30 protein-coding genes and 2 pseudogenes are annotated in these 25,328 nt (G+C 58.7%); 5 read left to right on the top strand and 27 right to left on the bottom strand.

Annotated features, from left to right (window positions below):
* Nucleotides 1-29 precede the first annotated feature (29 nt).
* Both merA and ACK6D9_RS22850 read left to right on the top strand, forming a co-directional pair.
* Entirely contained in the window at nucleotides 30-1,478 is a 1,449-nt protein-coding gene (gene merA, locus ACK6D9_RS22855; protein WP_412051901.1) for a mercury(II) reductase, read from the top strand.
* Between the two features lie 151 nt (nucleotides 1,479-1,629).
* Nucleotides 1,630-2,370 (top strand): annotated as a pseudogene (locus ACK6D9_RS22850) (IS6 family transposase).
* 163 nt (nucleotides 2,371-2,533) lie between these two features.
* On the opposite strand, the gene ACK6D9_RS22845 reads toward ACK6D9_RS22850, so the two are convergent.
* The 17 genes from ACK6D9_RS22845 to ACK6D9_RS22765 all read right to left on the bottom strand — a co-directional run bounded on the left by ACK6D9_RS22845 (nucleotide 2,534) and on the right by ACK6D9_RS22765 (nucleotide 14,280).
* On the bottom strand, nucleotides 2,534-5,089 hold the full coding sequence (locus ACK6D9_RS22845) for an NAD-dependent epimerase/dehydratase family protein (protein WP_412051900.1): 2,556 nt from the start codon (nucleotides 5,087-5,089) through the stop codon (nucleotides 2,534-2,536).
* 273 nt (nucleotides 5,090-5,362) lie between these two features.
* Nucleotides 5,363-5,797 carry a CBS domain-containing protein gene (locus tag ACK6D9_RS22840; protein WP_412051899.1) on the bottom strand — a complete coding sequence of 145 codons (435 nt, stop codon included), beginning with the start codon at nucleotides 5,795-5,797 and terminating at the stop codon, nucleotides 5,363-5,365.
* Between the two features lie 417 nt (nucleotides 5,798-6,214).
* The gene (locus tag ACK6D9_RS22835) at nucleotides 6,215-6,412 is read right to left on the bottom strand and encodes a hypothetical protein (RefSeq protein ID WP_412051898.1); all 198 of its coding nucleotides are present in this window, start codon (nucleotides 6,410-6,412) and stop codon (nucleotides 6,215-6,217) included.
* A gap of 81 nt (nucleotides 6,413-6,493) precedes the next feature.
* The gene (locus ACK6D9_RS22830) at nucleotides 6,494-7,234 is read right to left on the bottom strand and encodes a cytochrome c biogenesis CcdA family protein (RefSeq protein ID WP_412051897.1); all 741 of its coding nucleotides are present in this window, start codon (nucleotides 7,232-7,234) and stop codon (nucleotides 6,494-6,496) included.
* A gap of 30 nt (nucleotides 7,235-7,264) precedes the next feature.
* Nucleotides 7,265-8,068, bottom strand: coding sequence for a DsbA family protein (locus tag ACK6D9_RS22825; protein WP_412051896.1), 804 nt, complete (start codon nucleotides 8,066-8,068; stop codon nucleotides 7,265-7,267).
* 17 nt (nucleotides 8,069-8,085) lie between these two features.
* Nucleotides 8,086-8,712, bottom strand: coding sequence for a redoxin domain-containing protein (locus ACK6D9_RS22820; RefSeq protein ID WP_290777167.1), 627 nt, complete (start codon nucleotides 8,710-8,712; stop codon nucleotides 8,086-8,088).
* Nucleotides 8,709-9,158: a copper chaperone PCu(A)C gene (locus ACK6D9_RS22815; protein WP_291009258.1), complete on the bottom strand. Its 450-nt coding sequence runs from the start codon at nucleotides 9,156-9,158 to the stop codon at nucleotides 8,709-8,711. The genes ACK6D9_RS22820 and ACK6D9_RS22815 overlap by 4 nt, the downstream gene beginning before the upstream one ends.
* Nucleotides 9,159-9,160: 2 nt before the next feature.
* Complete coding sequence (locus ACK6D9_RS22810) at nucleotides 9,161-9,799, bottom strand: SCO family protein (RefSeq protein ID WP_152007149.1); 639 nt, start codon at nucleotides 9,797-9,799, stop codon at nucleotides 9,161-9,163.
* A gap of 60 nt (nucleotides 9,800-9,859) precedes the next feature.
* The gene (locus tag ACK6D9_RS22805) at nucleotides 9,860-10,150 is read right to left on the bottom strand and encodes a hypothetical protein (RefSeq protein ID WP_152007148.1); all 291 of its coding nucleotides are present in this window, start codon (nucleotides 10,148-10,150) and stop codon (nucleotides 9,860-9,862) included.
* A 270-nt stretch (nucleotides 10,151-10,420) separates the two neighbouring features.
* Entirely contained in the window at nucleotides 10,421-10,570 is a 150-nt protein-coding gene (locus tag ACK6D9_RS22800; protein ID WP_412051895.1) for a hypothetical protein, read from the bottom strand.
* A gap of 13 nt (nucleotides 10,571-10,583) precedes the next feature.
* Nucleotides 10,584-11,105, bottom strand: a complete 522-nt coding sequence (locus ACK6D9_RS22795) for a TlpA disulfide reductase family protein (protein ID WP_193217141.1) — start codon at nucleotides 11,103-11,105, stop codon at nucleotides 10,584-10,586.
* An 86-nt stretch (nucleotides 11,106-11,191) separates the two neighbouring features.
* Nucleotides 11,192-11,794 carry a DsbE family thiol:disulfide interchange protein gene (locus ACK6D9_RS22790; RefSeq protein WP_152007145.1) on the bottom strand — a complete coding sequence of 201 codons (603 nt, stop codon included), beginning with the start codon at nucleotides 11,792-11,794 and terminating at the stop codon, nucleotides 11,192-11,194.
* Entirely contained in the window at nucleotides 11,791-12,276 is a 486-nt protein-coding gene (locus ACK6D9_RS22785; protein ID WP_152007144.1) for a c-type cytochrome, read from the bottom strand. Before ACK6D9_RS22785 ends, ACK6D9_RS22790 begins: the two co-directional genes overlap by 4 nt.
* Complete coding sequence (locus ACK6D9_RS22780) at nucleotides 12,273-12,404, bottom strand: hypothetical protein (protein ID WP_256389227.1); 132 nt, start codon at nucleotides 12,402-12,404, stop codon at nucleotides 12,273-12,275. The genes ACK6D9_RS22785 and ACK6D9_RS22780 overlap by 4 nt, the downstream gene beginning before the upstream one ends.
* 4 nt (nucleotides 12,405-12,408) lie before the next feature.
* On the bottom strand, nucleotides 12,409-12,903 hold the full coding sequence (locus ACK6D9_RS22775) for a DUF411 domain-containing protein (RefSeq protein WP_412051894.1): 495 nt from the start codon (nucleotides 12,901-12,903) through the stop codon (nucleotides 12,409-12,411).
* Nucleotides 12,903-13,841, bottom strand: a complete 939-nt coding sequence (locus tag ACK6D9_RS22770; RefSeq protein WP_412051893.1) for a hypothetical protein — start codon at nucleotides 13,839-13,841, stop codon at nucleotides 12,903-12,905. The genes ACK6D9_RS22775 and ACK6D9_RS22770 overlap by 1 nt, the downstream gene beginning before the upstream one ends.
* A gap of 133 nt (nucleotides 13,842-13,974) precedes the next feature.
* On the bottom strand, nucleotides 13,975-14,280 hold the full coding sequence (locus ACK6D9_RS22765) for a hypothetical protein (protein WP_152007142.1): 306 nt from the start codon (nucleotides 14,278-14,280) through the stop codon (nucleotides 13,975-13,977).
* Between the two features lie 452 nt (nucleotides 14,281-14,732).
* Between ACK6D9_RS22765 and ACK6D9_RS22760 the strand changes: the two genes are divergently transcribed.
* Nucleotides 14,733-15,323 carry a transglutaminase-like cysteine peptidase gene (locus ACK6D9_RS22760; RefSeq protein WP_152007112.1) on the top strand — a complete coding sequence of 197 codons (591 nt, stop codon included), beginning with the start codon at nucleotides 14,733-14,735 and terminating at the stop codon, nucleotides 15,321-15,323.
* Nucleotides 15,324-15,576: 253 nt separating this feature from the next.
* Here the strand turns inward: ACK6D9_RS22760 and ACK6D9_RS22755 are convergent, their stop codons facing one another.
* The 5 genes and pseudogenes from ACK6D9_RS22755 to ACK6D9_RS22735 all read right to left on the bottom strand — a co-directional run bounded on the left by ACK6D9_RS22755 (nucleotide 15,577) and on the right by ACK6D9_RS22735 (nucleotide 19,467).
* Complete coding sequence (locus tag ACK6D9_RS22755; RefSeq protein ID WP_152007141.1) at nucleotides 15,577-15,768, bottom strand: hypothetical protein; 192 nt, start codon at nucleotides 15,766-15,768, stop codon at nucleotides 15,577-15,579.
* 479 nt (nucleotides 15,769-16,247) lie between these two features.
* Complete coding sequence (lspA, locus tag ACK6D9_RS22750) at nucleotides 16,248-16,718, bottom strand: signal peptidase II (protein WP_189424533.1); 471 nt, start codon at nucleotides 16,716-16,718, stop codon at nucleotides 16,248-16,250.
* Between the two features lie 27 nt (nucleotides 16,719-16,745).
* Nucleotides 16,746-17,490 (bottom strand): annotated as a pseudogene (locus ACK6D9_RS22745) (cytochrome c biogenesis CcdA family protein).
* Complete coding sequence (locus tag ACK6D9_RS22740) at nucleotides 17,490-18,491, bottom strand: sodium:calcium antiporter (RefSeq protein WP_152007138.1); 1,002 nt, start codon at nucleotides 18,489-18,491, stop codon at nucleotides 17,490-17,492. The pseudogene ACK6D9_RS22745 and the gene ACK6D9_RS22740 overlap by 1 nt, the downstream one beginning before the upstream one ends.
* Before the next feature lie 82 nt (nucleotides 18,492-18,573).
* A complete protein-coding gene (locus tag ACK6D9_RS22735; protein ID WP_152007137.1) occupies nucleotides 18,574-19,467 on the bottom strand; it encodes a cation transporter in 894 nt (297 codons plus the stop codon).
* A 47-nt stretch (nucleotides 19,468-19,514) separates the two neighbouring features.
* Between ACK6D9_RS22735 and ACK6D9_RS22730 the strand changes: the two genes are divergently transcribed.
* Nucleotides 19,515-19,868: an ArsR/SmtB family transcription factor gene (locus tag ACK6D9_RS22730; protein ID WP_189424737.1), complete on the top strand. Its 354-nt coding sequence runs from the start codon at nucleotides 19,515-19,517 to the stop codon at nucleotides 19,866-19,868.
* A gap of 291 nt (nucleotides 19,869-20,159) precedes the next feature.
* A complete protein-coding gene (locus ACK6D9_RS22725; protein ID WP_152007136.1) occupies nucleotides 20,160-20,363 on the top strand; it encodes a type II toxin-antitoxin system prevent-host-death family antitoxin in 204 nt (67 codons plus the stop codon).
* Nucleotides 20,364-20,557: 194 nt separating this feature from the next.
* On the opposite strand, the gene ACK6D9_RS22720 is transcribed toward ACK6D9_RS22725, so the two are convergent.
* The 5 genes from ACK6D9_RS22720 to ACK6D9_RS22700 form a co-directional block, all read right to left on the bottom strand.
* The gene (locus ACK6D9_RS22720; RefSeq protein ID WP_412051892.1) at nucleotides 20,558-21,622 is read right to left on the bottom strand and encodes a transglutaminase-like cysteine peptidase; all 1,065 of its coding nucleotides are present in this window, start codon (nucleotides 21,620-21,622) and stop codon (nucleotides 20,558-20,560) included.
* 479 nt (nucleotides 21,623-22,101) lie between these two features.
* The gene (locus tag ACK6D9_RS22715) at nucleotides 22,102-23,067 is read right to left on the bottom strand and encodes an arsenic resistance protein (protein ID WP_152007160.1); all 966 of its coding nucleotides are present in this window, start codon (nucleotides 23,065-23,067) and stop codon (nucleotides 22,102-22,104) included.
* A 449-nt stretch (nucleotides 23,068-23,516) separates the two neighbouring features.
* Nucleotides 23,517-24,125, bottom strand: coding sequence for an SCO family protein (locus tag ACK6D9_RS22710; protein WP_024706451.1), 609 nt, complete (start codon nucleotides 24,123-24,125; stop codon nucleotides 23,517-23,519).
* The gene (locus ACK6D9_RS22705) at nucleotides 24,122-24,595 is read right to left on the bottom strand and encodes a copper chaperone PCu(A)C (protein ID WP_152007134.1); all 474 of its coding nucleotides are present in this window, start codon (nucleotides 24,593-24,595) and stop codon (nucleotides 24,122-24,124) included. Before ACK6D9_RS22705 ends, ACK6D9_RS22710 begins: the two co-directional genes overlap by 4 nt.
* A gap of 5 nt (nucleotides 24,596-24,600) precedes the next feature.
* Nucleotides 24,601-25,194, bottom strand: coding sequence for an SCO family protein (locus ACK6D9_RS22700; protein WP_024706453.1), 594 nt, complete (start codon nucleotides 25,192-25,194; stop codon nucleotides 24,601-24,603).
* Between the last annotated feature and the right edge of the window lie 134 nt (nucleotides 25,195-25,328).

Below are 25,328 nucleotides of genomic sequence, written 5' to 3'. Positions count from 1 at the left end.
GTCCCCATCAACACAAGAGGAAAACGACAATGGACCAGCAAGTGGACACCGGTGACTGCTGCACTACCGGCGGGGCCGAAAGCCGAGCTTTCGACATCGCAGTTATCGGGGCCGGCTCGGCGGGCTTCTCCGCCGCGATCACAGCAGCCGAACAAGGGGCGAATGTCGCGCTGATCGGGCACGGTACGATTGGCGGCACCTGTGTCAATGTCGGCTGCGTGCCCTCCAAGACCATGATCCGTGCCGCCGAGGCGGTGCATGGCGCAGGCAGGGCAGGCCGGTTTCCGGGGCTTGCCGGTGAAGCCCACGTCAGTGATTGGCGCGCGCTGGTTGCGGCCAAGGACGATCTGGTCGGAACGCTCAGGCAGAAGAAATATACCGACCTGCTGCCCGAATATGACGGTGTCGCATATATGGAGGGGCTCGCACGACTCAATGGTTCGGGCGTCCTGGTGGATGGAAGTCCGATCAGCGCCGGCAAGATTATCATCGCCACGGGTGCGTCGCCGACGATTCCTTCCATCGACGGCATTGAGCGTGTTCCTTACCTCACCAGCACCACCGCGCTGGAGCTTGGGGAACAGCCACGTTCGCTTCTGGTCATTGGCGGCGGCTATATCGGCTGTGAACTTGCACAGATGTTCGCGCGCCTCGGCACCAGAGTGACGCTGGTCACGCGCTCGCGTCTGTTGCCCGAGGCAGAACCGGAAATAGCGCAAGCACTCGCCGGCTATCTGGTCAATGACGGCATCACGGTCCGCACCGGACTGAGTTATTCCGGCATCGCGCAGCAAGATGGCGAAATCAGGCTGACCATTGATGTGGGCGGCCATGCCGAAACGCTCACCGCCGAGCAGGTGCTGATGACCACCGGACGCACGCCCAACACGGCAGGCCTCGGCCTGGAGGAAGCCGGCATAAGGCTGCTGCCGGGTGGTGGAATTGCTGTCGACGACCGCATGCGCACCTCAATATCCAGCGTCTATGCGGCTGGCGATGTGACAGGGCGCGATCAGTTTGTCTATATGGCGGCTTACGGTGCCAAGCTCGCGGCGCGCAATGCGCTGAACGGCGACAGCATTGTCTATGACAACGCCGTCATGCCTTGGGTGGTGTTTACCGATCCGCAGCTGGCCGGCGTCGGGCTTTCGGAAAGCCAGGCCCGCAAACAGGGGATTGATGTCAAAACATCGGTTGCGCCGCTCGACCAGGTGCCGCGCGCGCTGGCTGCCCGCGATACGCGTGGCCTCTTCAAGCTAGTGGCCGATAAAAAGACCGACCGCTTGCTCGGCGCGCAGATCCTCGCACCGGAAGGTGCTGACAGCATCCAGACGATGGTACTGGCGATCAAATTCGGAATGACGACGAAGGAACTGGGCGAAACGATCTTTCCGTATCTCACCACGGTCGAAGGGCTGAAACTCGCCGCCCAGGGGTTTACAAGGGATGTGGCGAAGCTCTCCTGCTGCGCGGGGTGATAACGCAAGGGGATCAGTCACGTTGCTGCAGCGGTCTTCTCATGTGTTGACTCCCTTCCGTTTGTACGGAGTGCATGTTTATCCAAGTAAGGTGAGGACCCATGGCAAAGGGGCAGCGTCGCCATAAGTTTTGTGCGTTAGAGCATTTGGCATGAAAACTTCTCCTTTTGCTTGCACCGGACATCGTTACAAACGTCACCGCTTTCCCGCCGAGATCATCGCTCACGCGATCTGGCTGTATTCCCGTTTTCCGTTGAGCCTGCACTACGTGGAGGATTTTCTTGCCGAGCGCGGGATCGACGTTTCGTTCCAGACGATATCGGAATGGGTTGCTAAATTTGGCTCCGAGTTTGCCACTTCGCTTCGTCGGCGCTCAAAACGCGGCTTTGCCGGTAAATGGCACCTCGATGAACTGGTGGTAACGACGAAGGGACAGAAAGTACTGGCTCTGGCGAGCCGTCGATGCTGAAGGCTATGTTCTCGATCCCCTTTTGCTAAGCCGTCGCAACAAAAAGGCAGCGCTGAAATTGATGCGCAAGTTGCTCAAAGGCCAGGGCGTCACGCCCCGTGTGATAGTGACCGACAAACTCTGCTCCTACGACGCCACAAACGCGATAACATGCTCGGCATTGAGCATCGTTCGCATAAGGGGCTGAACAATCGGGCCGAGAATTCCCATCTCCCGATAAGGAAGAGAGAACGGATCACGATGCGGTTCAAGTCAGCCACGCAATGCCAACGATTCGTTGCAAGCCACGGCCCGATTTCGAACCTCTTTCTATTTCACCGCAAACATCAAACTGCCGCCGATCGCCGAACGCCTCGCACTGAGGCTATGGCTTCTAATCACGCTGCTGAACGCCACATAATGTCGGCCGCAGCAACACTCTGACGGCCTTTTCAAATTAAGGCGACGCCGCCATTCCGCCCACCGAAACGATTTCTTCCGCATTGCCTCATCGGCGGTGAGGCGTGGATAGAGTGGGGATCAAAGTTCGCCGAGCCCCCGTTTCGCGATCCGGTGGCTCAACAACCGCGAAACTTCGCCGGCCCCGTTAGAGGATATATCTGTCCCAGCTTCCATAATGCTCTTTGCTGCGGCGTCCCTGGGGCAGGCTCAGTGCCACCAGTGAAATCCCCGCTGCAATCCCAAAGAAGCTGCCGGCCACCGTACCGCCGCTTAGCAGCAGCGGTGCGACTACCAGCCACAGCCCAAAAATGACGTTCAAGAATCGCAGCGGGCGTGCCACCTCGGCCCAAGCGATGACCGCAGTGGTCAGGACCAATGCACCCAGCAGGTGGTCGCTGTTTGCCATTGCCACTTCATTACCAAAAACCGAGCGTGACGCCAGCATCAGGAAGGCACCGATCGCAGCACTCAACCCGAGTGTCCATGGTACGGTGACGCCGACTGCGCTTTGCCGCAGGATCTGCATCGGTGGCGAGTCAAAGCTCGTCTCGCCGCCGGACGAACCACCGGGCAGAGAATCGCCCCTGAAGAACGCGCGCCAGAACGGCCTGCCCCGGCGCGTGTTCCAAACCATGAACTGCACCATCGCGACAATCTCATCGAGCGAGAACGGGATCATGATCAGCATCGCCAGTGCCGCCATCAGGCAGATCGTGCAATAGGTGCCGATCGCAATCGGCTGTATGATGATGAAATAGATGCTGACGACACCGAGCGGCCCGACCACAATCCCGAACAGTGCGACCATCCAGGGCATCGTGCGCCAGCGCCGACGGCTGCCCATCACGCCCATCAATATCTCAAACATGTAGCTCATGGCACCAAGGCCGCCATCTGCAATGGGCCAAGCTTTCGAGACATCCGAGGTGATGATGTATTCGGTGCCATTCAGCGACGAGGGGGACGAAAAGAACGGCTCCCAGACGCCATCGATGTGGCCGAGCTGGTAGGCAGACAGGATACGCGACAGGAGAAAGCCAACGACACCCAGCGCGATGATTGGCAGGCGCTGGACATATGTTGAAGGGCAATAGGTCCAGCCGGGCGGAATGTCGGAGTCATCCATCATCCCCCCGCGCGACATGCCAGGCATCATGGGGATCAGGATGGTCAAGGCGATGACAAGTGCGCCGATCAGTGTGTCGTTGGCATAGACGGCCGCATCCGGCGTCCAAAACACCAGCGGCGCCGCCAGCAACCAGACCCCCAATGCTGCATTCGCCCATTGTGCCCAGCCATTGCCGGGGCGCAGAGAAAGGCCGGCAAAGACCATGATGGCAAGCCCGGTGAAGACATCGTTCCACGCGGTCAGCCAGCTTCGGGTCGCGGCAGGCCATAGCCCGCGATCCGCCGTCACCCGCTGGACCGCAGCGCTGAACTCGGTCTGATCGAAGGTGCCGAAAACAGATGGCGCGGTGGCAAGCCAGAGGCCCAGGGCCATGACGAGCCAATGCACCCATAGCATCGAAAAATGCATCTTGCGCATATGCACGTCGTGCTTACGCCTGTCCTCGTTCGCTTCGGCCTCGGACGGCGCCTTCTTGGCAGCCTCTTCCGCCGCGGCGTTCTCGACCTTGGCCGCCGAAACCCGGGCGGCGTTCAATCCGTTCGCTTCGTACCACCCGTAGGGATCGACCTTCAGTCGCTGAAGAATTCCCGGCATGTCGTCGCGCAGACTGTGCTCAGGCTTCCAATCCAGGTGCTTTTTCGCCGCCGAAAGATCGAGCTCATAGTGATCGCTGGAAATATCGACCATCCATGCCCGGATAAAGGCGTCCTCGCCAAAAATCCGGTTCTCCGTCCATGCGCCCAGCTTGGCCAGCTGTGGTGGCACATTCCAGGTGACCCAGTCCTCGTCATGTAGCTCGCGCCCGATCAGGCGCTGCAACTCTCCGAACGGAATCGGGTCGGCCTCGCCCAGTAAAACCGGAAAGACGTCCGGCAGATTGGCGCGGCGGTCGACAATGCGTTCCACGGCGTCGAGAAAATCATCGAGATGCAGGAAGGCTTGCCCGCGCGACAGATCACCGGGATAGACTTTGCCGCTGAACCGTCGTTCGTGAATGCGGGCGATCTGGTGGGCCAGAAATGTCGACTGCCCCTTGTCATCGTAGATGCCCGCAGGGCGCATCAGCACGAGTTTCTCCTCGCCCCGCTCCTCGCGCAATACCTTCTCCGTGCGCACCTTCGACGCGCGGTAAGGAAACTTGGGATCGAGAGGATGATTCTCGTCTATCGGCTCGCCTGGCTCGGTCGGCGCATGTGCAAGCATGGTGGACGCGAAGACGAACTGTTCCAGCTCGAACGCCTGAAGCCCCTTCAGCAGCCGTTTCGAACCCTCCACCGTGACGGCATCATATGCGGGATCATCCTCGCCGCTGAGATCGAAATAGCCCGCGAGGTGAACGCAGGCGGCTATCCTGTCGCCATACGCAAATCGCACGCGTTCAAGCGCAGTATCGACACTTGCCTGATCGGTGATGTCGAAACAGACGCATTCGGCCTGATGTGGGGGATGCGGCGGCGAATACCGGTCAAGTCCGACGACGCGGTAGGTTCCGTGCAACCGCCGCACCACTGCTGAACCAAGAAATCCGCTTGACCCAGTAACAATGACGACAGGCCTGCTTTCATCCGTCATGGTCTCGCTCCGGTTTCAAGCTATGTGCGCAGGTATTTCACCAACGCCACAACCGCTAGAACCAGCAACGCCATGACAAGAAGCCATATAAATCCCATTCCGAGCATCATGCCACCATCCATCATCATCAAATCTCCTTGTTTTATTTCCGTCCCGGATTGAGCCTGCGCTCTCGCCCGGCATATTTTCCCGTACTGGAACGTTGTGACGCGGGCTGCGCGGCTCCCAGCGTGAGCGAACACGCCAGCCGCCGCGAGTCTCTCACCGAAAAATTCAGCAGCAGCCAGATTTCCGATCCGACTTCGAGATCTCCTGTACAAGTTCCGCGGTCTCTTCACCGTCGGCGTCACGCGCTATGTCCGCCTGGGCAATCATCCCACAACACTTGCCTGTATTGTCTGTAACGACGGCCCGCCGGACTTGCCGTTCTTCCATCTTGTCGCAGCATGACGAAACGTCCTCATCCGGTGTCGTCGTCAGCAGGTCGGTGGACATCACTTCGGATACGGGAGTCTCATTCGTCCTGCCTTCGGCAACTGCGCTGCAGCAAATGTCGCGATCGGTCACGATACCCACCGGTTCCCCGGCGTCGTTGAGCACAGGAACCGACCCTACCGATTTGTCAGCCATAATCCTTGCTGCATCCTGAATGGTGCTATTCGGGCCGCAACAGGCAGGGTCGCGCGTCATAATTTCCTGAACTTGCATGTCAACACTCCTCTTCTTAGGCGAGTACAACTGAGAATCCCGGAATAGGTTCCGACCTCGGCACAATGAGCAGGACTTTTTTGCAGTAAATGTGGGACACGATACCTGCGGGGTAGTGTGTAACTTCCCCCCTCGTTCCGGCCGACAACAGGCCGGAAGCACCAGGCAGAATGACGGGTGCAGGCGCAAATGCAGCATCTCGCGGCGAAATCCTGCCGACAATGCCGCTCTCGCGAACCTACGCTCTCTTTACCGACATCGCCTCTTGCTATCGCCGGTCACCCAGCATCGGCCGAAGCAGTGGCGATAGCTTCGACGCTCGCGACGGATATTTCAAACACGACCGTCGCCATCGAAACGACAACTGACAAGAGTGCCGTGGTGGGCGATTGCGCCTGTCTGTAGAATTTACGGCTTTCAGGAGTCGCGGGGCTCGATCAGAACGCGATAGGAATCGATCAGTGGACGGTTTCTCACAGTAGACCTCGCGTGCTCACCATCCAGTTTCTCCAGTGCTGCGAGCATGAATTCGGCGATGTCCAGCCGATCTTGCCGGCAGGCATATCTGAACACGCGCAGGATATCCCGCTCCAGGATTTCGGTTTTCGAGATCACTGCTACCTCCCTATAAAAGTCAAGCCTGCGCCTTTCAGCGACGGGAATGTCAAATCACAATTTCCTCAACAGGCCGTTCGCCTAGCCGATTGTAGACAGCAACGGAAACGTCTCCAAAAGCCAGAAGGCGAAGGAGGACAGATATCCTGTCATCATGGCGACTCCCATCAAGATCATAACCGCTCCGGCGAATGTCCGCAGAATACGCCCGAGGCGTCCGAAGGTCTTCAATCTTGCTGCCAAGGCGCCGGTGAAAGCAGCAGCAAGCAGGAACGGCACACCGAGGCCCATCGAGTAGATCGCTAATAGTGCGACGCCGTCGGCGACCGAGGCTGATGCCGCGCCAACGGTCAAAATGGCACCGAGGATCGGACCGATGCAGGGGGTCCAGCCGAAAGCGAATGCCAGGCCCAGCACATAGGACGATACGGCCTTGCCGCCGGGCAGATCCAGGTGAAACCGTGCCTCGCGCATCATCCACGTGGGTCGAATGGTTCCGAGCATGAACAACCCGAACAGCGTAACAATCCCGCCTCCGACGATGTTCATCTCGAAGCGGTAGCGAAGCAGCAATTGCCCCAGCGCTGTAGCGCTGGCACCAAGGATGACAAAGACGGTTGTGAAGCCGAGCACGAAGCAGAGGCTGAAACCGAGCGCTGCGCTTCGCGCAATAGAAACCTCACTTGAGGGTGATCTGATCGTCGACCGGCCGGCGACATAGGAAACATACCCCGGCACCAACGGCAGTACGCAAGGAGACAGGAACGAGACAATGCCTGCAAAAAAGGCGCTCAGGATACCAATATTGGAGAGTTCAGGCATTCCGACGGCCTTTCAAGTCTTCTTCCGAGCTCACCGGTCACCGCTTTTCCGGGCACGCGCGATCAGCGTCTGCATGGTTTGCAGGTCGGTGGCGCCGCGCAATATTTCCTCACCGATAACAAAGCCCGGCGTGCCGTTGATCCGCAGAACTTGGGCGAGCGCGAGGTTGCGCGCGATTTCAGCGTCGACAGCAGGATCAGCCATATCGTTTCGCAGCCGCTCGACATCCAGGCCGATTTGCCCAGCAACCTCCATCACTCGCCCCTCGTCGGCAGCTCCTGACACCTGCATCATTGCTTTATGGAATTCGGGGTAGAGGTTCTGCTGGCGGGCCGCAAGAGCTGCCTTGGCTGCGAACACGGAATTTGGCCCGAGGATGGGAAACTCCTTGTAGACGATGCGTAGTTTCGGATCGTCTGCTTCCGCCGCCATCATCGTTGGCGCAACCTGGCGGCAGTAGGAACAATTGTAATCAAAGAATTCGACCAACGTCACATCGCCTTGCGGATTGCCACCGACTGGACTTTCCGGGCTGTTGAGCAGTTCATCACGATGGGTGGCAAGGGCCGCCTGAGCTTCTGTCTGTTCCGCCTCCCGCTGCTTCCGTTCGAGGTTCTGCATGGCCTCGACGATGACCTCCGGATTGGCTACAAGATAGTCGCGCACCCGCCGCTCAAACGCGTCCTGCGGCAGGTTCTCCGATCCGATAGTAGGCTGCTGGCCGGTCCTGAACCCCGAATCGAGCAGATACCAGGCGCCTGCCGCAATGATCAGCAGCAGGGGCAGCATGAGAAAGCCGAAACGGCGCCCCGTGAATTTCGAAAATTGCGTCAACTTCCTTCTCCCGCTGTTTAGAACAGGCCTGTCAGCCATCCCCACCACCCCTTTTCGGTAGGCGGCTTTGGCGCATGCGCGTTGTTGATGAGCTGGTTGATGTAGAGGGTCAGATTTGTCTTGCTGAAATCCGATCCATGGAAAATACCGGCATGCCGTCCGTTGCGGTCGATGACATGCGCCATCGGCAACTCCTGGTCGCGGCCGCTGAACGCCGCAAATCGATCCGCCACAGTGGCAGTTGTCTCGTCGTCCGATAGGATCATGAGCCGCCAGTTCGCCTGGTCCCACGGAGCCTTGATCGAGGCATCTGCGTCAAGAACGGTTACAAACGTGACCATTTGCTTCATCGGCGAAGCATTCACCTGTTCTTGCACGCCTGCGAGAACGGCTTGCTGTTTGGCGCATGGACTGTCACAGTTCTGCGGAACAAAGCTCAGCACGATGATCTGATCATGGAGATCGCCGAGGCGCAGGACGTCACCGTCCGGTTCTTCGAGGCTGAGTTCGGGCGTGGAAGGGCTATCCGCGACCTCGAAGGCCGGTTCGCGATCGGTCATCACCTCATCGATGCGCTCACCGGGATGGTTTGCGAATGCCGGCTGTGCGACCAGCAGGGCGGCCAGGATCAGGAAGCGCTTCATTCAGAAACCTCCCTTGGCCCCTCGGCCGCTATTCCGAGCACGGAGACCTCAACGGTGATCTCTCCGGCGTTCTCGAAGCTGAGCGTCATAGGGAAAGTCGTGCCCTCGCTGAGTTTGTCTTGCAGTCCCATCAGCATCAGGTGCATGCCGCCGGGTGCGAGCGTGATCCGCTCGCCTGTCGGCACCTCAAGCGTTTCGATGTGCTTCATGCGGCTTACGTCGCCGTCCTTTTCGACTGCGTGAATCATGACGTGGCCGGCGACAGGCGTGGTCACACCGAGGAGCCGATCCTCCACAGCACTCTCGATCGTGAGATAAGAGGCGACCGGCCGGGACGCGAGAACGGAGGCGCGCGCCCACGCATCGGAAACGCGGACGCTCTCCTCTGCGAGTGTCGGCGATGCGCCCGCCCAGAGCGCCACGACGATTGCAATCAGTATTTTCATCATTATTTTCCATTCATTCTTGCAAGGACATCGACGGCCATATCTTCCGCGGACTGGTCAGCTTCGCGGAAGACATCCTCAAAGCGGCCTTCGGGTGTCATCAGGTAGATGTGCCCTGAGTGTGCCATCAGGTAACCGTCCGGAGCCGTTTCCTCTTCCATTCTCTCGTAGTAGACGCGGAAGGATTGGGCAGCTGCGGCAACCGCGGCTTCGGATCCGGTCAGTCCAACCAGCTTCGGGTGGAAGGCCTGAACATATTCCGCCATCACCTCCGGCGTATCGCGCGACGGGTCGACGGTGATGAAGATCGGTGCAACCCGCTCGACCTCGCCGCCAAACCGATCCAGCACATTCGCCATGTAGGCGAGCGTGGTCGGGCAGACGTCGGGGCAATGGGTGAATCCGAAGAACACGAGTTGCCAGCGCCCGAGGAAGTCGGCCTCGGTCACGCGATTTCCGTTGTGGTCGATCAAAGAAAACTCGGAGCGAATTGCGGCTTCGCCGGTGGTGACCGACGGCGGCTCGCGGACGCCGATCGTCCGGACGAAATAGGCACCACCGATCACCAACGCGGCAATGGTCACCAGGAACCACAGGCCGTAGCGAATTCGTCTGACATGTGTTGTTTTGCCTGATGTCATGTCTGTTTCTCGCAGCCCCCCCGCCCTGACCAAATGTCCGGGCGGGGGGATCTCAGCCTCCTATTGGTCTGTCGACAACTTCATGTTGTCTGTCATGCTGGCCATCACCTTGGTGCACTGCTCCATCATCGGCGCCATCTGGGCCATCATTTTCATCATGCCCATCATTCCGCCCATGCCGGACATTCCGTCCTGATTCATCATATCTTTGTTGTTCCCCATGCTGCCCTCTTCCATCATGGAGCCCTGGTTGCTTGGAGTTTTGTGCTCAGCGGCTTGAAGGGTCGGGACTGCGGCGATGCTGATCATCAAAACGGCAGCCATAGTGAGAGACTTGATAGGTTTAATCATTGGTAGTTTTCCTTTTCTGCTTGGTTAGGGATAGGGAATGCCGGGGCGAAACCGCAACACTGACGGATTGTGCGTGTTGCGCGGTTTCGTCCGACAAGAGGTCATTTTGGGCTCCGCCCGGTAATGAAGATTCACCGTCTGCGGCAGCAGGGTTTCCGGCCTGGTTTGACTTGCAGGAACCGCCGGTAACCTTGTTCATGCAGAGTCCGAGCGCGCACATGGCGACACACGGCAGTGCTGTGAGGAGCAGCGGCGCTATGCCTGCCGCGGCTAACTCCAATTAAACGCGAGACCGCCAGCAATCAGGACCGCCGCAAGTATGAGGTATCCGCGACGGCCGCCGAGGTAGTAGCGAAGCGCGTAGAGAACATCGCGGCCAAACGAACCGTCCTCGGTGCTGTATTGTCGTGACTTATCCATGAAGGCTTCCTTTTCAGTTCGAGGTCTGATGTGTTTTGAGAAAATCGATCATCTCGGGCGCGTCCCATTCTGCCGGGCCGACGAGCCGTCCCAGTTCCCGCCCCTCACCGTCGATCAGGAGCGTCGTAGGTAGGCCGACAGCCGCAAGGTCGAACGAAGCCCGCATCGAGGCATCGATATAGAGACCGAGATTCCGGATACCGATCTCGGCATAGAACTTGCGGACCACCTCCGGCCCGGCCCGGTCGACAGAAAGAGGCACAACCTCGAAACCGGGGCCGCCGAGTTTTGCCTGAAGCGCGTCGAGCGTTGGCATTTCCTCGCGGCAGGGCACGCACCAAGTCGCCCAGATGTTGAGCAGAACGGTTGTGCCTTTGAATGAGGCCAGCGTGAGAGCCTGACCTGCCCCGTCCTCGAACGTGACCACGGGAAGCGGCCGAGGCGTTTCGTGCATGACGAAGGACTGGGGCGATAGTGTTGTGCCTGGTCTGTCGCTAACGGGGTGGGAGCCCTTATCGCCGTCGATGTAAATCATTGCGGCGGTGACTGCGAGCGCGACCAACACGAGGCCCCCTGCCGCAAGTGCGATTAGAATTGTGCGTTTTGCGTGCAATAGACCCGTCATGGACCAGCGCCCCGCATCTTCTGGTCCGCGGTCCGCTGGCGCAATGATTCCACCAGCGGCAGGATGGTTTTCGCGAGCACCTCTTCGTTCACCGGTCCGATGTGTTTGTAGGCGATGAGCCCGTCCGCATCGACCACAAAGGTTTCGGGTACGCCATAGACGCCCCAATCGATCGCCACGTGCCCACTGATGTCGGCTCCGGTGCGCGTGTATGGGTCCCCGAGGTTGTCCAGCCATTGCGCCGCATCGTCCGGCTGATCCTTGTAGTTGAGGCCGTGCAGCGGCACGGTGCCTTGCGCTGCAAGCTGCATGAACAGAGGGTGCTCTTCGCGGCAGGCAACGCACCAGGAAGCAAAGACATTGACCAGCGATACCTCTCCTTTGAGATCATCGCTCGACAGCCCGAGCGATCGCCCCTGAACCGGCGGCAGGTCAAATTCCGGCACCACCTTGCCGATGAGCGCGGACGGAAGACTGCCAGGGTCTTGGGTCAAGCCCCAGGCCAGAAAGATGGCAAGCACCGCAGCGACAGTAAGCGGCAGGAAGGCCAAAACGCTTCGTCCCGTTTTGGCGAACGACTGTTCCCTGTCCATAGTCATAACCCACCACCGGCTTTGGCCGTCACTCGAGCCTGTGATTCCCGCTGGCGCTCGGGCCAGGTACTCTTGATGAATGCGAGTACCGCTGCGATTTCCTCGTCGCTCAGGATGTCTTCGAAGGCGGGCATGTCGCTCTCGTAGCCCGCAACAACACCGCCGACACCGAGCTTGGTGATGTCGAACAGGTCCTGGTCTGAGTGATGCCAGGTGTGGCCGCTCTCGTCATGGGGCGGCGCCGGCATGCGGCCGTTCTCCAGCCTGCGCCTCCAGTTCGGCTGCCCCTGGAGCTCGGCCCCATGGCAGGAGGCGCAGTTTTGCGCATAAACTTGCCTTCCGAGGGTGATCTGCTCGTCTGTCACAGGATAACCCAGCACAGTCAGGTCTTCGGCTTGTGTACCGGTACTTTGCGATTGCCCCTGCGCGGCGATAGCTGTCAGACCCGAAAAGGCGACAGAGGAAAGGAGGAGCATCATCCGCTTCATTGCCGCCCCCGCAGAAACTTCACCAACGCGAAAATGCCGAGGACCAGAACTGCCAGGATCAGAAGGCTGAACAGACCACCTCCGAACATCATAAAGCCCATCATGGAGCCATCCATCATACCGTTCATGCCATCACTCATCGGAGTAAACGGCGACGCCGTCCTTGCCGAAGGCGTAGGTCTTCAGCGTGCCTGTCTTTGCCGGTGCCATGCCGGGAGCATTCCCCGGCATTCCGGGCAACGTGATGCCGGTGACATCTGGACGCTCGCTGACCAGCCGTTCGATAATCTCGACAGGCACGAGGCCGCTTACGACATAGCCGTCAATCTCGGCCAGGTGACACCCGATACCTCGCTCGGGAACGCCCATTTCAACCGAGCGCTTGTCGAAATCGCGATCATCGACGCGCGTCACGGAAAAGCCGTTGGTCTCCAGATAGTCGGCATAGGTATCGCAACATCCACAGCCGGGGTCGCGCCAGATTGTGATCGCCTTGGCACCAGCAACGCTGGCACTTTCGTCTTGGGGAGCTTGAGCCGAGGCCAACGCCGTAAACGCCACACTACCAATGACAGCCAAGGCGGTAACGGTTGCGGCAACAAAGATCTTTTTCATGTTGTTCTCCATTAATTGTTAGCGAGCGGGGTCCAGGACAGACCGCCGTCGCGAGTTTGGATGAGACCGTCCTCGGTGAGGGCAACGACTTGATCGGCATTGTTGGGATGGACGGCGACCGCATCAGTGCGGAAAGATGAGCGTTGCACCCAGACGACCCCCGCGTCCGCAGAAGCCCACACACCGGAAGGTAGGGCGGCATAGAGCCTCATCGGAACCGACGCTACGCTCACCAAAGCGTGGATAGGTTCTCCGGTGGGCAACGGTGCCTCCGGCGCAGGCGCTGCCCCGGATACCAATGCGTCCATCGCATCGCCTGGCTGCACGTCCTGCCAACGGCAGAAACAGTCGGGCACGCGGGTGAGACCCAATCCGGTTCCAGCGTATAACCAGATGCCGCCCATGCCCGTGGCCAGATCGACCGAGGCCAATGCAGTCAAGTCGCGTTCGGCATCTGCCAGCCAAGGCCGGTCCATCGCGAAGACCCAAGATCGGCCAGCATCTTCGCTTTTCCATAGACCGTCACCATGAACGGAAACATACAGGGTTTCGGGGTTTGAAGAAGCCGCTGCGACAGCAACTACTGGAGCCTCGGGTAAACCCTGGCTTCTCGCCTCCCAGCTCTGCCCGCCGTCTTCGGATAGCGCAACGCCCCCATTAGACAGCCCCGCTACAATCAGACCGGCACGGTCGTTGTGCGTCGCAAGCGAAAGAATGCTGCCGCTTTTCGGACCGGGCAACGGTGTGGACACTCCGCCGTCGTCGCGGCGGATGAACCCGGCACCTCCAACGATGAGCGCATTGCCATCGAAAGCGATTGCGGAAGGTGTTTTGCCCGGCGCGGCGCGAGCTGTCCGGTTTACCGAAACCGAGAGCACTGCACTGGCCCCGAAGGCCGCAGCGGACGTGAGAAAGGCTCGACGCGTCGGCGTCGGCAAAAGCAATGTCATGATGTTCCAACTATCCTGAGGGGGTGCTCGATCCAGCAGTGCGCGAACCCGCGATGCTGAGTAGGACCATGAACGATCAGATTGATCGCGCATGAAGTCAGCCGCAGCTAGCCGGAACGGATTCCGGGCAGCGTCAGCTCAGGGTGGAGGATCTCGGAGGGTAAGGGTTCGGCAGTCCGGTGCGTCCGGCCATGCTTAGATAAACCGCATCTTCGGTGGTCGTCACTGCCTCAGGCAGGCCGGGCTCGCCCGATGGCAGGATGGCCGACAGGGGAGAAACGCAGATATAATCGCACGGCTGCATGTCACCGCCGCCGACAGGGCAATCTTTGCAGCTGCCCATATCGCCGTTTTCGACGGCGGTAAGGGCCATCGTCGTATTCATGCTGGCGGCATTCGCGGTATGCACGACCGAACCCGCCGCGAACACGGCGAGCATGAGGATCGTTAGAATGCGAGCATACCTTTTCATCTCATATCGAATAGCTAAAACTTGGTGACCTGTCCATACACGTTTTGTCGCACCGCCTGTAAGGGTTCAGGAAGGCATCAATTGTGGAACTGGTGTCCGGTCCTATCCGATTTTCCAAGCCGATGGGTGTGTGATTTCGCACTGAGCTACCAAACAAAGCCATCACGATAGACTGTAGGCAAGACATCAAGTCGGCGTTCAAGTCTCTCGTTTCACATCCTTTGGCGGAGATACCACGACAAACGACGCGGTAGTCTCACCTCGGTTGATCGAAAGTTCAGCTATCCAATTGTTTCTAAATCGTGTGTTGCTAATGCAGCATTTGAATCGCATTTGAGAAAAATCCAAGTCTTTGATTTTTCCCAGTTTTTATCTGTTTCTCGTAGTGTCTTTCCATCAACTTTGGGGAAAGGTTCAACATGGGAAAGTCAATTATTGCGGCGCTTGCGCTCGCCTTGTCCTGCGGCGCCGCCGGCGCCAATGCACTCCATCTCAACCCGACGCAGCCCGCCAGCGCCGCAAACATGGAGACATTCGGCAGAACGACAATACCTATCGGCTATTATGACTATTGCCAGCGCTACGCCGATCGCTGTGACCGCCCGGCAGATGGCCAGATCGTCGAATTGACACGCGAACTCTGGAAGGACATCATCCAGACCAACCACGATGTGAATACAGCTGTTGCTCCTCTGCCCGACAGCGAGATTTTCGGGGTTGAAGAGCGTTGGGAGTATCCCGACAATGTAGGCGATTGCGAGGACTACGCACTGGAAAAGCGCAAACGCCTAAATCAGCGTGGAGTTCCGCTGGGCGCGCTATCCATGACTGTTGCACGGGACGCAAACGGTGGCGGACATGCCGTCCTAACCGTTGTCACAGACCGTGGGGATTTCGTTCTGGACAACGTTGAACCTCGGGTTCTGCTCTGGAAAGAAGCAGAACTCTATTTCCTCAAGCGCCAATCGCAACATGACCCCAACACATGGGTCAGTCTCGTCTCTGGTTGAATCGTGCGCTGGAGGTCGATACCCAAACACCTCCAGCGCCTACAACAAGAGCTAGCAAAAAGCTCGCGAACCCTCCGTACAATGCTTCCATCATGTTATGGCCTCCGACAAGACAAAATAGACCAAACAGGATTGCAAAGCCCGAATAGGCCGCCAAGGTCGTCGCGCTGAAAAGGCCGATACGTGCCAGCAGCTGAGAAAGTCCGATGTGATCCATCCCCAAATTATGGATGCACCATCGGCACACAGCCAATCACTTGTCGGTGATTGGCTGTGAAGGCAACGGGTCCATCTGGGTTTCCGACTGCAGGTGAGTGATGCTCACGCCAAACACGGTTACTGCGAAGCAGCACAGTGCCAATAACAGATAAATGTTCCAGCGCTTGCGCTGTCGCGCTAACGTGTACGATTCTTCGATCGAAAGTCGCAGAGATGTGTCGGTCATTTTTGTCCATTGCCTGATCTTGCCAATTTGTCGAGATCGATACACGAAGCTGCTCGTCGCTGGAAGGCACGCTGACCCGAAAGACGGCGGCGCGCTTCCAAAAGAAACTGGTTCCCAGCTCGGATGTACGACTCGCTATCGCAATCGGGTGGAAGACCGTCTTTGCCTCTAGATCTTGTCCGAGCAGGATGCCGAGTGGATGGAACTCGGTGCGGAGAAAGACGTCGTGAGCGAGCCGGGGCCACGGATTGGCATGTTTCCACTCTTGGCTGATCGCACGACGGCCTGGCCAATATTCTAGGCCGAGCGCGAAATCCCAAATGGGAGCAGAGCACGGAAATGCCCGATTCTGCCCCATACTTCCGACATCGCTTCGATATGAACCGATACGGATCATTGATCAGGGCCAGAGTGGCGTCCGGCGTTGCGGTGCGGGGGATCTGAGGCATTGAAGCGTCCTTCGTCGGGCAGGCACTGGTTCAGGCGCTACGGGCTTTCGTGTCATCTCTGGCTATGACGCTCTCGATGAGCAAGAGCCCCGCCCCGCATACGATCGCCACGTCGGCAAGATTGAAGGCTGGCCAATGATAGCTGCCAATGTAGAAATCCAGAAAATCCGTCACGGCGCCCTGCCGCAGCCGGTCGAGCAGATTGCCCAGCGCGCCCCCGACGATAAGCCCGAGGGCGGCGGCCGTGAGACGGTTGTCGGTTCGCTTGATCCAGCCCAGGAGTCCCGCGACTATGGCAAGCGTGAACGCCATCAGGATCCAAGCCGGAGCCTCGCCGAACAATCCGAAGCTTACGCCGGTGTTAAAGCCGAGCACGAGATTGAAGAAGTCGGTGACAGGGATGACCTGAGGTGGGTTCATGACATGGTTCAGGACCAACCATTTCGTCGCCTGATCAAGGAGAAATCCGCCAAGGGCGATTGGAAGGCCGAGCCTGAGCATATCGCATAGTCCCTTAAAAATTACGGCTCAGCCGATTCGGCCGAGGGCCGGGAACGTCTGGAGGAGCCAAATTGCAAAGCTGGAGAGATGGCCGGTAATCATGGCGATACCCATGACCACCATCACCCCGCCAGCGACGATTTTGAGCACCCGGCCAGTTCGGCGCATTGACAACATCCGTGTCATGAATCCGCGCATGAACAGAGCGGCCAGGATAAAGGGCAGGCCAAGGCCCAGCGAGTATACGGCCAACAGTGCCGTTCCGCTTGCAACCGTGGCGTTGGCGGCGGATAGGGCTAGGATCGAGCCCAGCACAGGTCCGATGCATGGGGTCCAGCCGAACGCGAAAGCGAGACCGAGCAAGTAGGCAGACCAAGCGCCGCCGCTGTTCGGACTGGAATGGAACCGCACGTCACGATCGAGCCAAGGCATCGGTACAAGGCCGGTTGTGAACAAGACCGAAGATGACGACGATCACACCGCCGATCAGGTTTGCTTCGTAAAGATGCGTGCGCAGGAGTCCGCCCAACGCGGTCGCACTGGCCCCGAGCAAGACGAACACGGTCGAGAAGCCGAGAACGAAGCAGAGGCTGAGGCCGAGGGTTCGGCTCGCCGCCGTTATTCCGGAATGGGCCGGAACCCCGTCGGCGCTGATCGTGCGCCCCGCGACATAGGATATATAGCCCGGTACTAGCGGCAGAACGCAGGGCGACAAAAAGGATATCACGCCTGCGGCGAAGGCTGTCGCTATTCCGATACTGGAAATCTCCATCAGACCAGCTCCAGCACCCAGACAACAACGACGGCTACATAGGTAGCGTAGGCGCCAACCAGGGTAAGAACCTGCCAGCGGCGGAAGCCGGGTTCGGACCCGCCCCAGCGGACGAACGCCGCGTAGAGCGCAGGCATAAGCGCGACAAAGACGAAACTTACCCAGACCAGCCGGAAGTTGTCGATCTGCGTCCCGACAAGCGCCAAGGGCAGAAATCCGACCGTCATGGTCATGGCGTGATCGCCGATGATGTTGGTGAGTGCCGGCGTGATCTGGCCGCTCCGCGACACCTTCCAGGACGCGAAGATCTCTGGCAGGGCGGCAACCGGCGCAGTGATGAACAGGCCGCCGATGATCGGCGAGATGCCAAACGCCTGCACTAGATTTTGGGTCGAGATGACGGTGAAATAGGCGCCGAGTGCGAGAACCCCAACGCCGGCGACCGCCATCCATATCCCCTTGCGCGACCACTCGACCTGCTCGGGCTTCTCGCGGCCGCGAAAAAATGCCTGGGCGGCATAGGCGGCATAGGCGGCCAACAGGACCCCGCCATCAATTGGCTGTAGCCCCTGCCAGGGCGCAGGAAGGATCAGGAGAGCCGCGAGCGCCAATATGCCGAGATATGGAAGAGCCTGCACGGTTGCTGCTTTCGGATCAACACGCAATAGGTGCTCGCGCAGGTGCTGTTGATGTCCCGGATCATCGGGAATGTCGCGCTTGCGCGTTGCGATATAGCCGACGGAAACGAGCGCGGGGATGCCGATGGCGGTCGAGCCGAGCATTGCCCCCAAGCCGATATCGGTCACGCCCCGCACGGCGCTGGTAACGTTGACACCGACTTCCGGGCTTGCAGTGGCGATGCCAATCAGAGAGCCGCCAGCAGCCGCCGAAAGCCCCCACTGTTTGCGCAACTTACGAAGGGGCTCCGCCAGATGATCGGAACCCCACGCCGCCGCGAAGACGGCGGCCAACAGGACAGCAGCCCATATCCAAGTGCTCATGCTCCTCCGTGACAGGTTGTCCGGATCGAGCTGATCGACAAGGCGCGGTTCGTGAAGGAGCGGTCGGGTTCGCGGCTCGATATCATGCCGGAGCGCTCCGCCGTGTCGACGAAGCTTCCCGCAAATCGCTGCGGGCGTCGCGGATGATCGACCAGGACGACTGCAGGAACAGGCCGGCGATCACGGCGGCGACGACGAGGTCCGGCCAAGCCGTTCCGGTCCAAGCCACCAGGCCTGCCGCCACGACGACGGCTGCGTTTCCGATCGCGTCGTTGCGCGAAAACAGCCAGACCGCCCGCACATTCGCGTCGCCCGTTCGGTGGGGCAGCAATGGAAGAACCGCAACCACATTGACGACGAGTGCAACCAGTGCGAACAGGCCCATCAACTCGGCCTCGGGTTGCTGCTGCACCAGCACGCGATAGGCCGTATTCACAAGGACCCCAAGGCCGAGCGCCCCAAGAAAAAGGCCTTGGATTAAGGCGGAACGGGCGCGCCAGACGATGCTCCACCCGATGGCGAGGATGCCAAGAAAAGTAATGAGGCCGTCGCCCAGGAAATCGAGTGCGTCGGCCTTTAGCGCCTGCGAACCAGAAATAAAGCCACCGAACATCTCGATGATTCCGTAGCCGACATTGAGTACGACCACGATCCACAACGCGCGTTTGTAGGCCGGTGTAATGTGCGATAGGTCCTTGGGCAGATCGTCAATGTCGCCCTCGGTGTCGGTTTCGGGCGCATCCAGACGGTCAAGCCGGTATCCGATGCCGCTGACAGCGCGCTCGACCTCCGGGAGGCGGGCCGCTGGGTCGCTTACGTGCAACGTCATGATCTGCGTGGCAGTCGAAACCTTTACCTCGTCCACCCCAACCGAGCGCACTGCCTTCTCGATCTTAGCCGCGCAGGAGGGGCAATCCATGCCGGTGACGCGGTAGCGTGCGGTCTCGGCATCGTGCGCTGATGCTGTTATTGTCATGGCTATCTTTCCTGTTCGAGAGAGGCTATATATCATCCGTGACTGATATGTCTAGTAATGTCGAAGTGCTGGAGCGGATCAAGGATACAACCTTTGCTCTGCGTACGAAGCTATTCCGGGGATTGGCCGATGCCTCGCGCTTGTCAATTCTTGATGCTTTGCGCACGCGGCCGTTGTCTGTCGGCGAGATCGTCGCGATCACGGGTCTGTCGCAGCCGAACGCGTCGAACCATCTGCGGTGTCTCAGCGAATGCGGCCTCGTCTCCGGCGAGCAGCGCGGCCGTTTTGTCCATTATCGCCTGAGCGATCAACGTCTGAATGATCTGTTTTTGCTTAGCGACGAGCTGCTGACGGAGACCGCGTGCGCCGTAGATACCTGCGGGAACTATGGCACAAGCTGATCCAAGCGGGTTATTGCTGGCGCAGCGCTCCATTTTGCGGTCCCGCCGATTTCAGGTCGCGCATGAGGCGTACCTTCCTCGGCAGCACACCGGCGCGGATCGCCGTTCCCGGCCATAGGAGGCCAGGGCCAGGCCGCGGACCTGATCCATTTCAAAGGGACGGACGGGTCGTCACATTGCCCCCGCATCAAGCAACTGCGGCGAAGACGAGGGGAAGCTCAAAGCCCTTCCCACCACTTTAAGTTTGCAGAATAAACATATATTCTGCTTGACCGTAGCCGAGGTGCAGCCATGAAAGAATTTGCCGCCGCCGACCTGACCCGCAAGACCGGCGATCTGTTTGACGCCGCGACTATCTCGCCGGTCGCGGTCACCAAGCACCACAAGCCGCGCTACGTCATCATGTCGATGGAACGCTATGAGAGCCTGACCCACGGGCAGGAGACCAAGCGAGCATTTCGTCTCGACTACCACGAGGCCGATAAGCTGAGCTAACCGATTTTTCCGCCACGCCCGGACACTGTTGCCGATGACGCTGCATGCCGATGAAAGGGGCGATCTGCCCTGATCGGGCAGAGCATCCGATTCACCCGAAATCCGTCGACCGGATCGTTCAACCACCCCGTTTTCGCATGTCACTTCATCCGAAAATGCAAGTTCGATTGGAGAATTGTGCCAATCTTATGCGCTCAGAAGCCTGCACCTGGCGCAATTGCTCCGAGGTCCTTGAGTGAGGCCGTAAGGTTGGACTTACCACCCTTGTAGCCGAATACGTAGTTTGCGGTGCCAGAAATCGAAAACAGCGGCTCATAGCTTTCCTTCGCCGTGTCAGCTTCAACAGCATCGGTCACGTTGTCGAGAATCAGGCTACGATTCTCAAATGCAACAGACAGAACGGCGTGAAACAGATTACGGCTGGTATCCTTGAGCACGACTATTTCCATGGCGCTCATTGGAACATCGAGGCGGGCCAGCAAAGCCATTTTCAGGATGGCGTAGTCTTCGCAATCGCCACTGCTGCGATCCAGAATTTCGCCGGGCGTCGACCAGTAGTCCACCCGGTCATGGTTCTGGTCGTCTGCCTTGTAGGCGACAATTCTGTTGACTGATGCTGAGACGTGGCGGAGTTGCTCGCTGACAGTTGATCCGCTCAACGCAAGTTGATCGGCAAGGTCTGCGCACATTTCGGTGCAAATGTCGTCGGGTGCGCCGGAAGCGACAGCCTTCTTGATCAGGTCGGATATGCGGGCACCACTCTTGATCTTGCCGAAGCGGATCCTGTAGGCACCGAACAAAGGCGCTTCCTGACGAATGGTCTGGCTGATCGACACCCCAGCGGGGGCCGTCATCGCAGGAATCGAGGCGGTGATGACCTGGGCCTGGTCGATCATCTTTTCATTGAGAGCCGGATTTTCCGCCAGGCCCTTATCGGCAAGTTTTGTGAGCGCCGATGGTAGTGCGAGGTCGTTGGTGGAAGCAAGGTCAAAGTCAGGATCGACATCAAGATCAAGGGGAGCGAGGCCAGCTTGGGTCAGGGCAAGGGTCGTGGTGAGGTATTCCGTGGTCAGCCAAGCTGAACCCCGGGCGACATTCCGGTTCTGCAAGAGGGGAGCGGCGGCACTGGAGCTTATAAGAACTTCAGAATTTGTTTCGAGTGTTTCGTAAGCACAAGCCTGTGCGAAAGAAGCGCAGAGCAACACGAGTGCGAATGCAGATACTTTGGAATATGATTTCGCTTTATATTTATCTTGCATCTGATTATTCTCCCCTTCGTTGAGGAGAAGACTACAATGCAGAGTATAATATCCCGCAAATGGGCATGCTTAACGATTTTATACTTATTTCTCTAAAAATTTATCCAATTTCATTGCGAGACTCCATCGTTCGTGGTTGGGCATTTCCGCTTCTGCGGAGCATCTTGATTGATCGCTGGATCGCCGCGCGGTTGCGGCTGATTTTAATCTCTCAATCTGCGACTTTTCATGCTGTCATGTCGTCAGGATCAGCTTGCAGGTATCGCATCCTGCGTTCGCATGCTTTGTCCCGAAGATATTTCCTCAATCTCGTCGGAGATAGGTTCATGAAGGCACGGCTGAGCGGTAAACGCGCAGTCCTCGGGTAGAGTAACATGCGCAGAGATCAAAATGCTCCCTTCCGTCTCAAGTCAGCTGCATCAGCGCCATGCCGGAATTGTTGCCGTTGTTTCGTATCGCGGTCTCCGCCGCTGGATCCGTCATGCAGCCATTTTGGAACCGAGCTTTGGCGCCAGACGGACATATGCCAGCTCGCTTACAAGTTCGATCAAAGTCTGCGTGACAATGATCGCCGGCAGGAGTGGGGCAGCGCCGGGAACAGCGAATGCCAGCGGAAGGACGACGAGAGAATTACGCGTTGCGGCACTGAACGCGAGGGCCCGCCCGGCTGGCGCATCAAGGCAAAACAGCCTGCTCATGCCCCATCCCGCCAAGGGTGCAATAACCGCATATGCCACGTAAATCGGGACGACCCGTAACGTGTCATCAAGTGCGGGGCCGAGTTGCGGCACCACAGCGGCCACGACAACGAATAATACAAACGCTGTCGCGGGAACTGGGAGCAGCCCAAGAACCGAGGTTGCACGTGCCCCTGCGGCACTTCTGGTGGCCCAAAACTGGACGAGAGCGGCGAAGATAAGCGGGACCGCAATCAACCAGGCGAATGCGTGAACAAATGGCCCCGCTGTCACAAGAGACCCAGCCTCAGGGCCAAGGAAAAAACCCAGGTAGACGGGAAGCATCATCATCTGGATGACCAGAAGCGCGGGCGTCGCAGCTAGCAGGAGACGGGCATCGGCACGACCGAGATGCGAGAAGGTTACGACATAGTCGATGCATGGCGCGAGAAGCACCAACAGCACGCCTAGCCTTATCATCGGATCGGGCGGCAGAAACTGAACAAGGGCTCCCACCAGAACAGGAACCACAACGAAATTGGTCAGCAGCAGGACGCCAAGAAAGCGAAAGCGCGAGAAGGCCACTCGCAACTCGGCTAGGGGGACCTGGAGGAACGTCACGAATAACATGAATGCCAGCGCGGGGTTGATGCCGATTTCCAGCGCCGTCATTCCGTTGAGAGTGACCGCTGCAATCATGCCGAGGACGACAGCGCCAAAATAGATGGGGACCTGACGGTTTTCGAGGGTTTCACGCAGGAGGGTCAATCGAACTCTTTCGTTTGTCATTTTGGCTTCGGGGAAGGTCTATATGGAATTACGGGAATGGCTATCCCGGTGGCGCCATCTTTTTGTCAGACCCAAGAACGGGATGTGAGTGACGCAATCTATGCCATGCGCGCCTTGAAGTCAGCGCATCCAGCGTACAGGTGATTGGGGGCTTAGGTCTCCTCAGGGGTGGGGCATGCAACGCAGCCGCATTGATTGGTTGCAGATGTCGCGAAAGTGCTTCCACCTACAACAGTTTAGCGACGAGTGAGGAAGTATCCGATTTCCCAACGGCAGGCTGAACATCAGAGCTTGTGGGGTCCAACAGGATCGAAAGGCAACCTGTCGCCGCAAGCCGGGTCAACGTCGGAACTCTTCAAGAGCACCGCATGAAGTTCGTCGTGAAGGCGGCTTGTTTTGCGACCACAACACCAAGCCAACAGAGCCGGTCAGCTAGCCGCTTTCAACAACCTCTGGATCTTCAGCAGAGCCACATGCCGATCCTCGTGATAATCGATGATCCCGCCAAATCGCCCGTCGGCCCGAAACAGGAACACGCCGGCGGTGTGGTCCATGGTATAGTCATCCTCCCTCGGCACCTTCTCGAATGTTGCGCGGAATTCGTCCGCGGCGCGCTTGATCTCGGCAGGTGACCCCGTCAGACCGGTGATTCTTGGATCGAAGTTCGACAGGTAGTCGGCAAGAACCTGTGGAGTGTCGCGCTCCGGGTCGACACTGACCAGAAAGATATTCATCCGGTCGGCGTCAGGGCCGAGATCTTGCAGCCAGAGCGAAATATCGCTCAGCGTTGTCGGGCAAACATCGGGGCACCAGGTAAAGCCGAAAAAGACTATTGTCGGGCGGCCAATCCACTCTGATGGACTCACCGTCACGCCATGATGGTTCGTCAGGGTGAAGGACATCTTGCCGATACGCAATGGTATCAGCGCGGAGCCCGTTTGCAGGCTGTCCCGGCTCTGCCACCACCCCAGACCGAGCGTAAAGGCCAGCGCGCCGACGCCCGACGCCCCGGCAACGAGCAGCGTACGGCGTCTCAATCTTTTTTGTCCACGCAGCCTGCATCTTTCGCACCCATTCCCCGGATCGCCACGGGAACGGTCACGTCGCCTGCCTCGCGGAACGTCAGTGTAAGCGGGAACGTCTCGCCTTCCTTCAGCACCTGTGTAAGACCCATCAGCATGCCGTGATAGCCGCCTGGCTCCAATTGCACGGTGGAATCTGCTGGCACGGGAATCGCCGTAGCGTGCGGCATCGAAGCCACGCCATCCTTCACCATTGTTTCGTGCAGCATGGGCTTTCCGGACACCGGCGTCGCGATGCCGGCAAGCGCATCGTCTTTCACGCCAGTGTTGCGGATGGTGACATAGAAGGCGCTGGGCCGGGCCATTCCGATCGAAGCCCGCGACCAGGCTTCCGAGATTTCGAGTGAGCTAAGTTGAACAGTTTCACACGCCAGTACCGGGGTGGCGGATAGGCTGAGAAGGAGAGCGGTCAGAAGATATTTCATCGTATTCACAATCTTTGCCTGAGGTCGTTAAGGATTTCACTTGCTGGCGTGCCATAGCTGAATTGGCGCAGCCAGTTTCCGTCAGGTCCGATCAGGTATAGTGCTGCGCTGTGTGCCATTGTGTAACCATCCGGCGCGCCGGAACTGTCCTCGCGCTCATAGAAAATCCGGAAACTGCGGGCTGCGGCGCGGGTCTGCGCCTCGTCGCCAGCCAGACCGAGGATTGAAGGGTGAAAGGCCGCAGTATATTCAGCGAGTTCCAGGCTGCGGTCTCGTGTCGGGTCGATAGAGATGAAGAGGGGTTGTACCTTTCCTGCGTCATCTCCCAGACCCTCCATCACTTGCGCCACTTCGGCAAGCGTCGTCGGGCAGACGTCCGGGCAATTGGTGAAGCCGAAAAAGACCAGAAGATGCTTCCCCGCAAAGTCCGAGGGCATGCGCACTCTTCCCTCAGCATCAAGCAGGGAAAAGGTCGGCCGGAAAGACACTTCGGCCACCGGTGTTTCCGCGCGCTCATCAAGAAGATGCAACGCGCCGTAAGCCGGAATAGCAAGGGCCACCGCCGCCCAGAGCATCTTCTGCAGAACCTTCAATCGCATCCTTGCCGTTCCTCGCGTTCCGGCTAGTCGTATAAAGCCTCTAGTGACATGAGCTTCAAGCGGAATATCTGAACATGCTCGGTCGGGAGGCGCTCCGCTGGTTAATCACTTCTGGGAGGGTCGCAGCGGGCGGG

Source organism: Hoeflea sp. Naph1 (genome assembly GCF_046837775.1).
GTDB lineage: Bacteria > Pseudomonadota > Alphaproteobacteria > Rhizobiales > Rhizobiaceae > Hoeflea.
The sequence above is the reverse complement of the archived record's forward strand: the minus strand, read 5'-3'. Positions and strand labels throughout refer to the sequence as shown.

Excerpts from the sequence above, each read along its gene's own strand:
- ACK6D9_RS22815 (WP_291009258.1), bottom strand. The coding sequence starts at position 9,158 with ATGAAAATACTGATTGCAATCGTCGTGGCGCTCTGGGCGGGCGCATCG.
- ACK6D9_RS22720 (WP_412051892.1), bottom strand. The coding sequence starts at position 21,622 with ATGCAAGATAAATATAAAGCGAAATCATATTCCAAAGTATCTGCATTC.
- ACK6D9_RS22830 (WP_412051897.1), bottom strand. The coding sequence starts at position 7,234 with ATGCCTGAACTCTCCAATATTGGTATCCTGAGCGCCTTTTTTGCAGGC.
- ACK6D9_RS22810 (WP_152007149.1), bottom strand. The coding sequence starts at position 9,799 with ATGACATCAGGCAAAACAACACATGTCAGACGAATTCGCTACGGCCTG.
- ACK6D9_RS22765 (WP_152007142.1), bottom strand. The coding sequence starts at position 14,280 with ATGCTCGCCGTGTTCGCGGCGGGTTCGGTCGTGCATACCGCGAATGCC.
- ACK6D9_RS22820 (WP_290777167.1), bottom strand. The coding sequence starts at position 8,712 with ATGAAGCGCTTCCTGATCCTGGCCGCCCTGCTGGTCGCACAGCCGGCA.
- ACK6D9_RS22780 (WP_256389227.1), bottom strand. The coding sequence starts at position 12,404 with ATGAACGGTATGATGGATGGCTCCATGATGGGCTTTATGATGTTCGGA.
- ACK6D9_RS22705 (WP_152007134.1), bottom strand. The coding sequence starts at position 24,595 with ATGAAATATCTTCTGACCGCTCTCCTTCTCAGCCTATCCGCCACCCCG.
- ACK6D9_RS22740 (WP_152007138.1), bottom strand. The coding sequence starts at position 18,491 with ATGAGCACTTGGATATGGGCTGCTGTCCTGTTGGCCGCCGTCTTCGCG.
- ACK6D9_RS22735 (WP_152007137.1), bottom strand. The coding sequence starts at position 19,467 with ATGACAATAACAGCATCAGCGCACGATGCCGAGACCGCACGCTACCGC.
- ACK6D9_RS22795 (WP_193217141.1), bottom strand. The coding sequence starts at position 11,105 with ATGATTTACATCGACGGCGATAAGGGCTCCCACCCCGTTAGCGACAGA.
- ACK6D9_RS22790 (WP_152007145.1), bottom strand. The coding sequence starts at position 11,794 with ATGACTATGGACAGGGAACAGTCGTTCGCCAAAACGGGACGAAGCGTT.
- ACK6D9_RS22840 (WP_412051899.1), bottom strand. The coding sequence starts at position 5,797 with ATGCAAGTTCAGGAAATTATGACGCGCGACCCTGCCTGTTGCGGCCCG.
- ACK6D9_RS22775 (WP_412051894.1), bottom strand. The coding sequence starts at position 12,903 with ATGGAGAACAACATGAAAAAGATCTTTGTTGCCGCAACCGTTACCGCC.
- merA (WP_412051901.1), top strand. The coding sequence starts at position 30 with ATGGACCAGCAAGTGGACACCGGTGACTGCTGCACTACCGGCGGGGCC.
- ACK6D9_RS22805 (WP_152007148.1), bottom strand. The coding sequence starts at position 10,150 with ATGATTAAACCTATCAAGTCTCTCACTATGGCTGCCGTTTTGATGATC.
- ACK6D9_RS22845 (WP_412051900.1), bottom strand. The coding sequence starts at position 5,089 with ATGACGGATGAAAGCAGGCCTGTCGTCATTGTTACTGGGTCAAGCGGA.
- ACK6D9_RS22730 (WP_189424737.1), top strand. The coding sequence starts at position 19,515 with ATGTCTAGTAATGTCGAAGTGCTGGAGCGGATCAAGGATACAACCTTT.
- ACK6D9_RS22760 (WP_152007112.1), top strand. The coding sequence starts at position 14,733 with ATGGGAAAGTCAATTATTGCGGCGCTTGCGCTCGCCTTGTCCTGCGGC.
- ACK6D9_RS22785 (WP_152007144.1), bottom strand. The coding sequence starts at position 12,276 with ATGAAGCGGATGATGCTCCTCCTTTCCTCTGTCGCCTTTTCGGGTCTG.
- ACK6D9_RS22700 (WP_024706453.1), bottom strand. The coding sequence starts at position 25,194 with ATGCGATTGAAGGTTCTGCAGAAGATGCTCTGGGCGGCGGTGGCCCTT.
- ACK6D9_RS22725 (WP_152007136.1), top strand. The coding sequence starts at position 20,160 with ATGAAAGAATTTGCCGCCGCCGACCTGACCCGCAAGACCGGCGATCTG.
- ACK6D9_RS22755 (WP_152007141.1), bottom strand. The coding sequence starts at position 15,768 with ATGACCGACACATCTCTGCGACTTTCGATCGAAGAATCGTACACGTTA.
- ACK6D9_RS22770 (WP_412051893.1), bottom strand. The coding sequence starts at position 13,841 with ATGACATTGCTTTTGCCGACGCCGACGCGTCGAGCCTTTCTCACGTCC.
- ACK6D9_RS22800 (WP_412051895.1), bottom strand. The coding sequence starts at position 10,570 with ATGGATAAGTCACGACAATACAGCACCGAGGACGGTTCGTTTGGCCGC.
- lspA (WP_189424533.1), bottom strand. The coding sequence starts at position 16,718 with ATGCTCAGGCTCGGCCTTCCAATCGCCCTTGGCGGATTTCTCCTTGAT.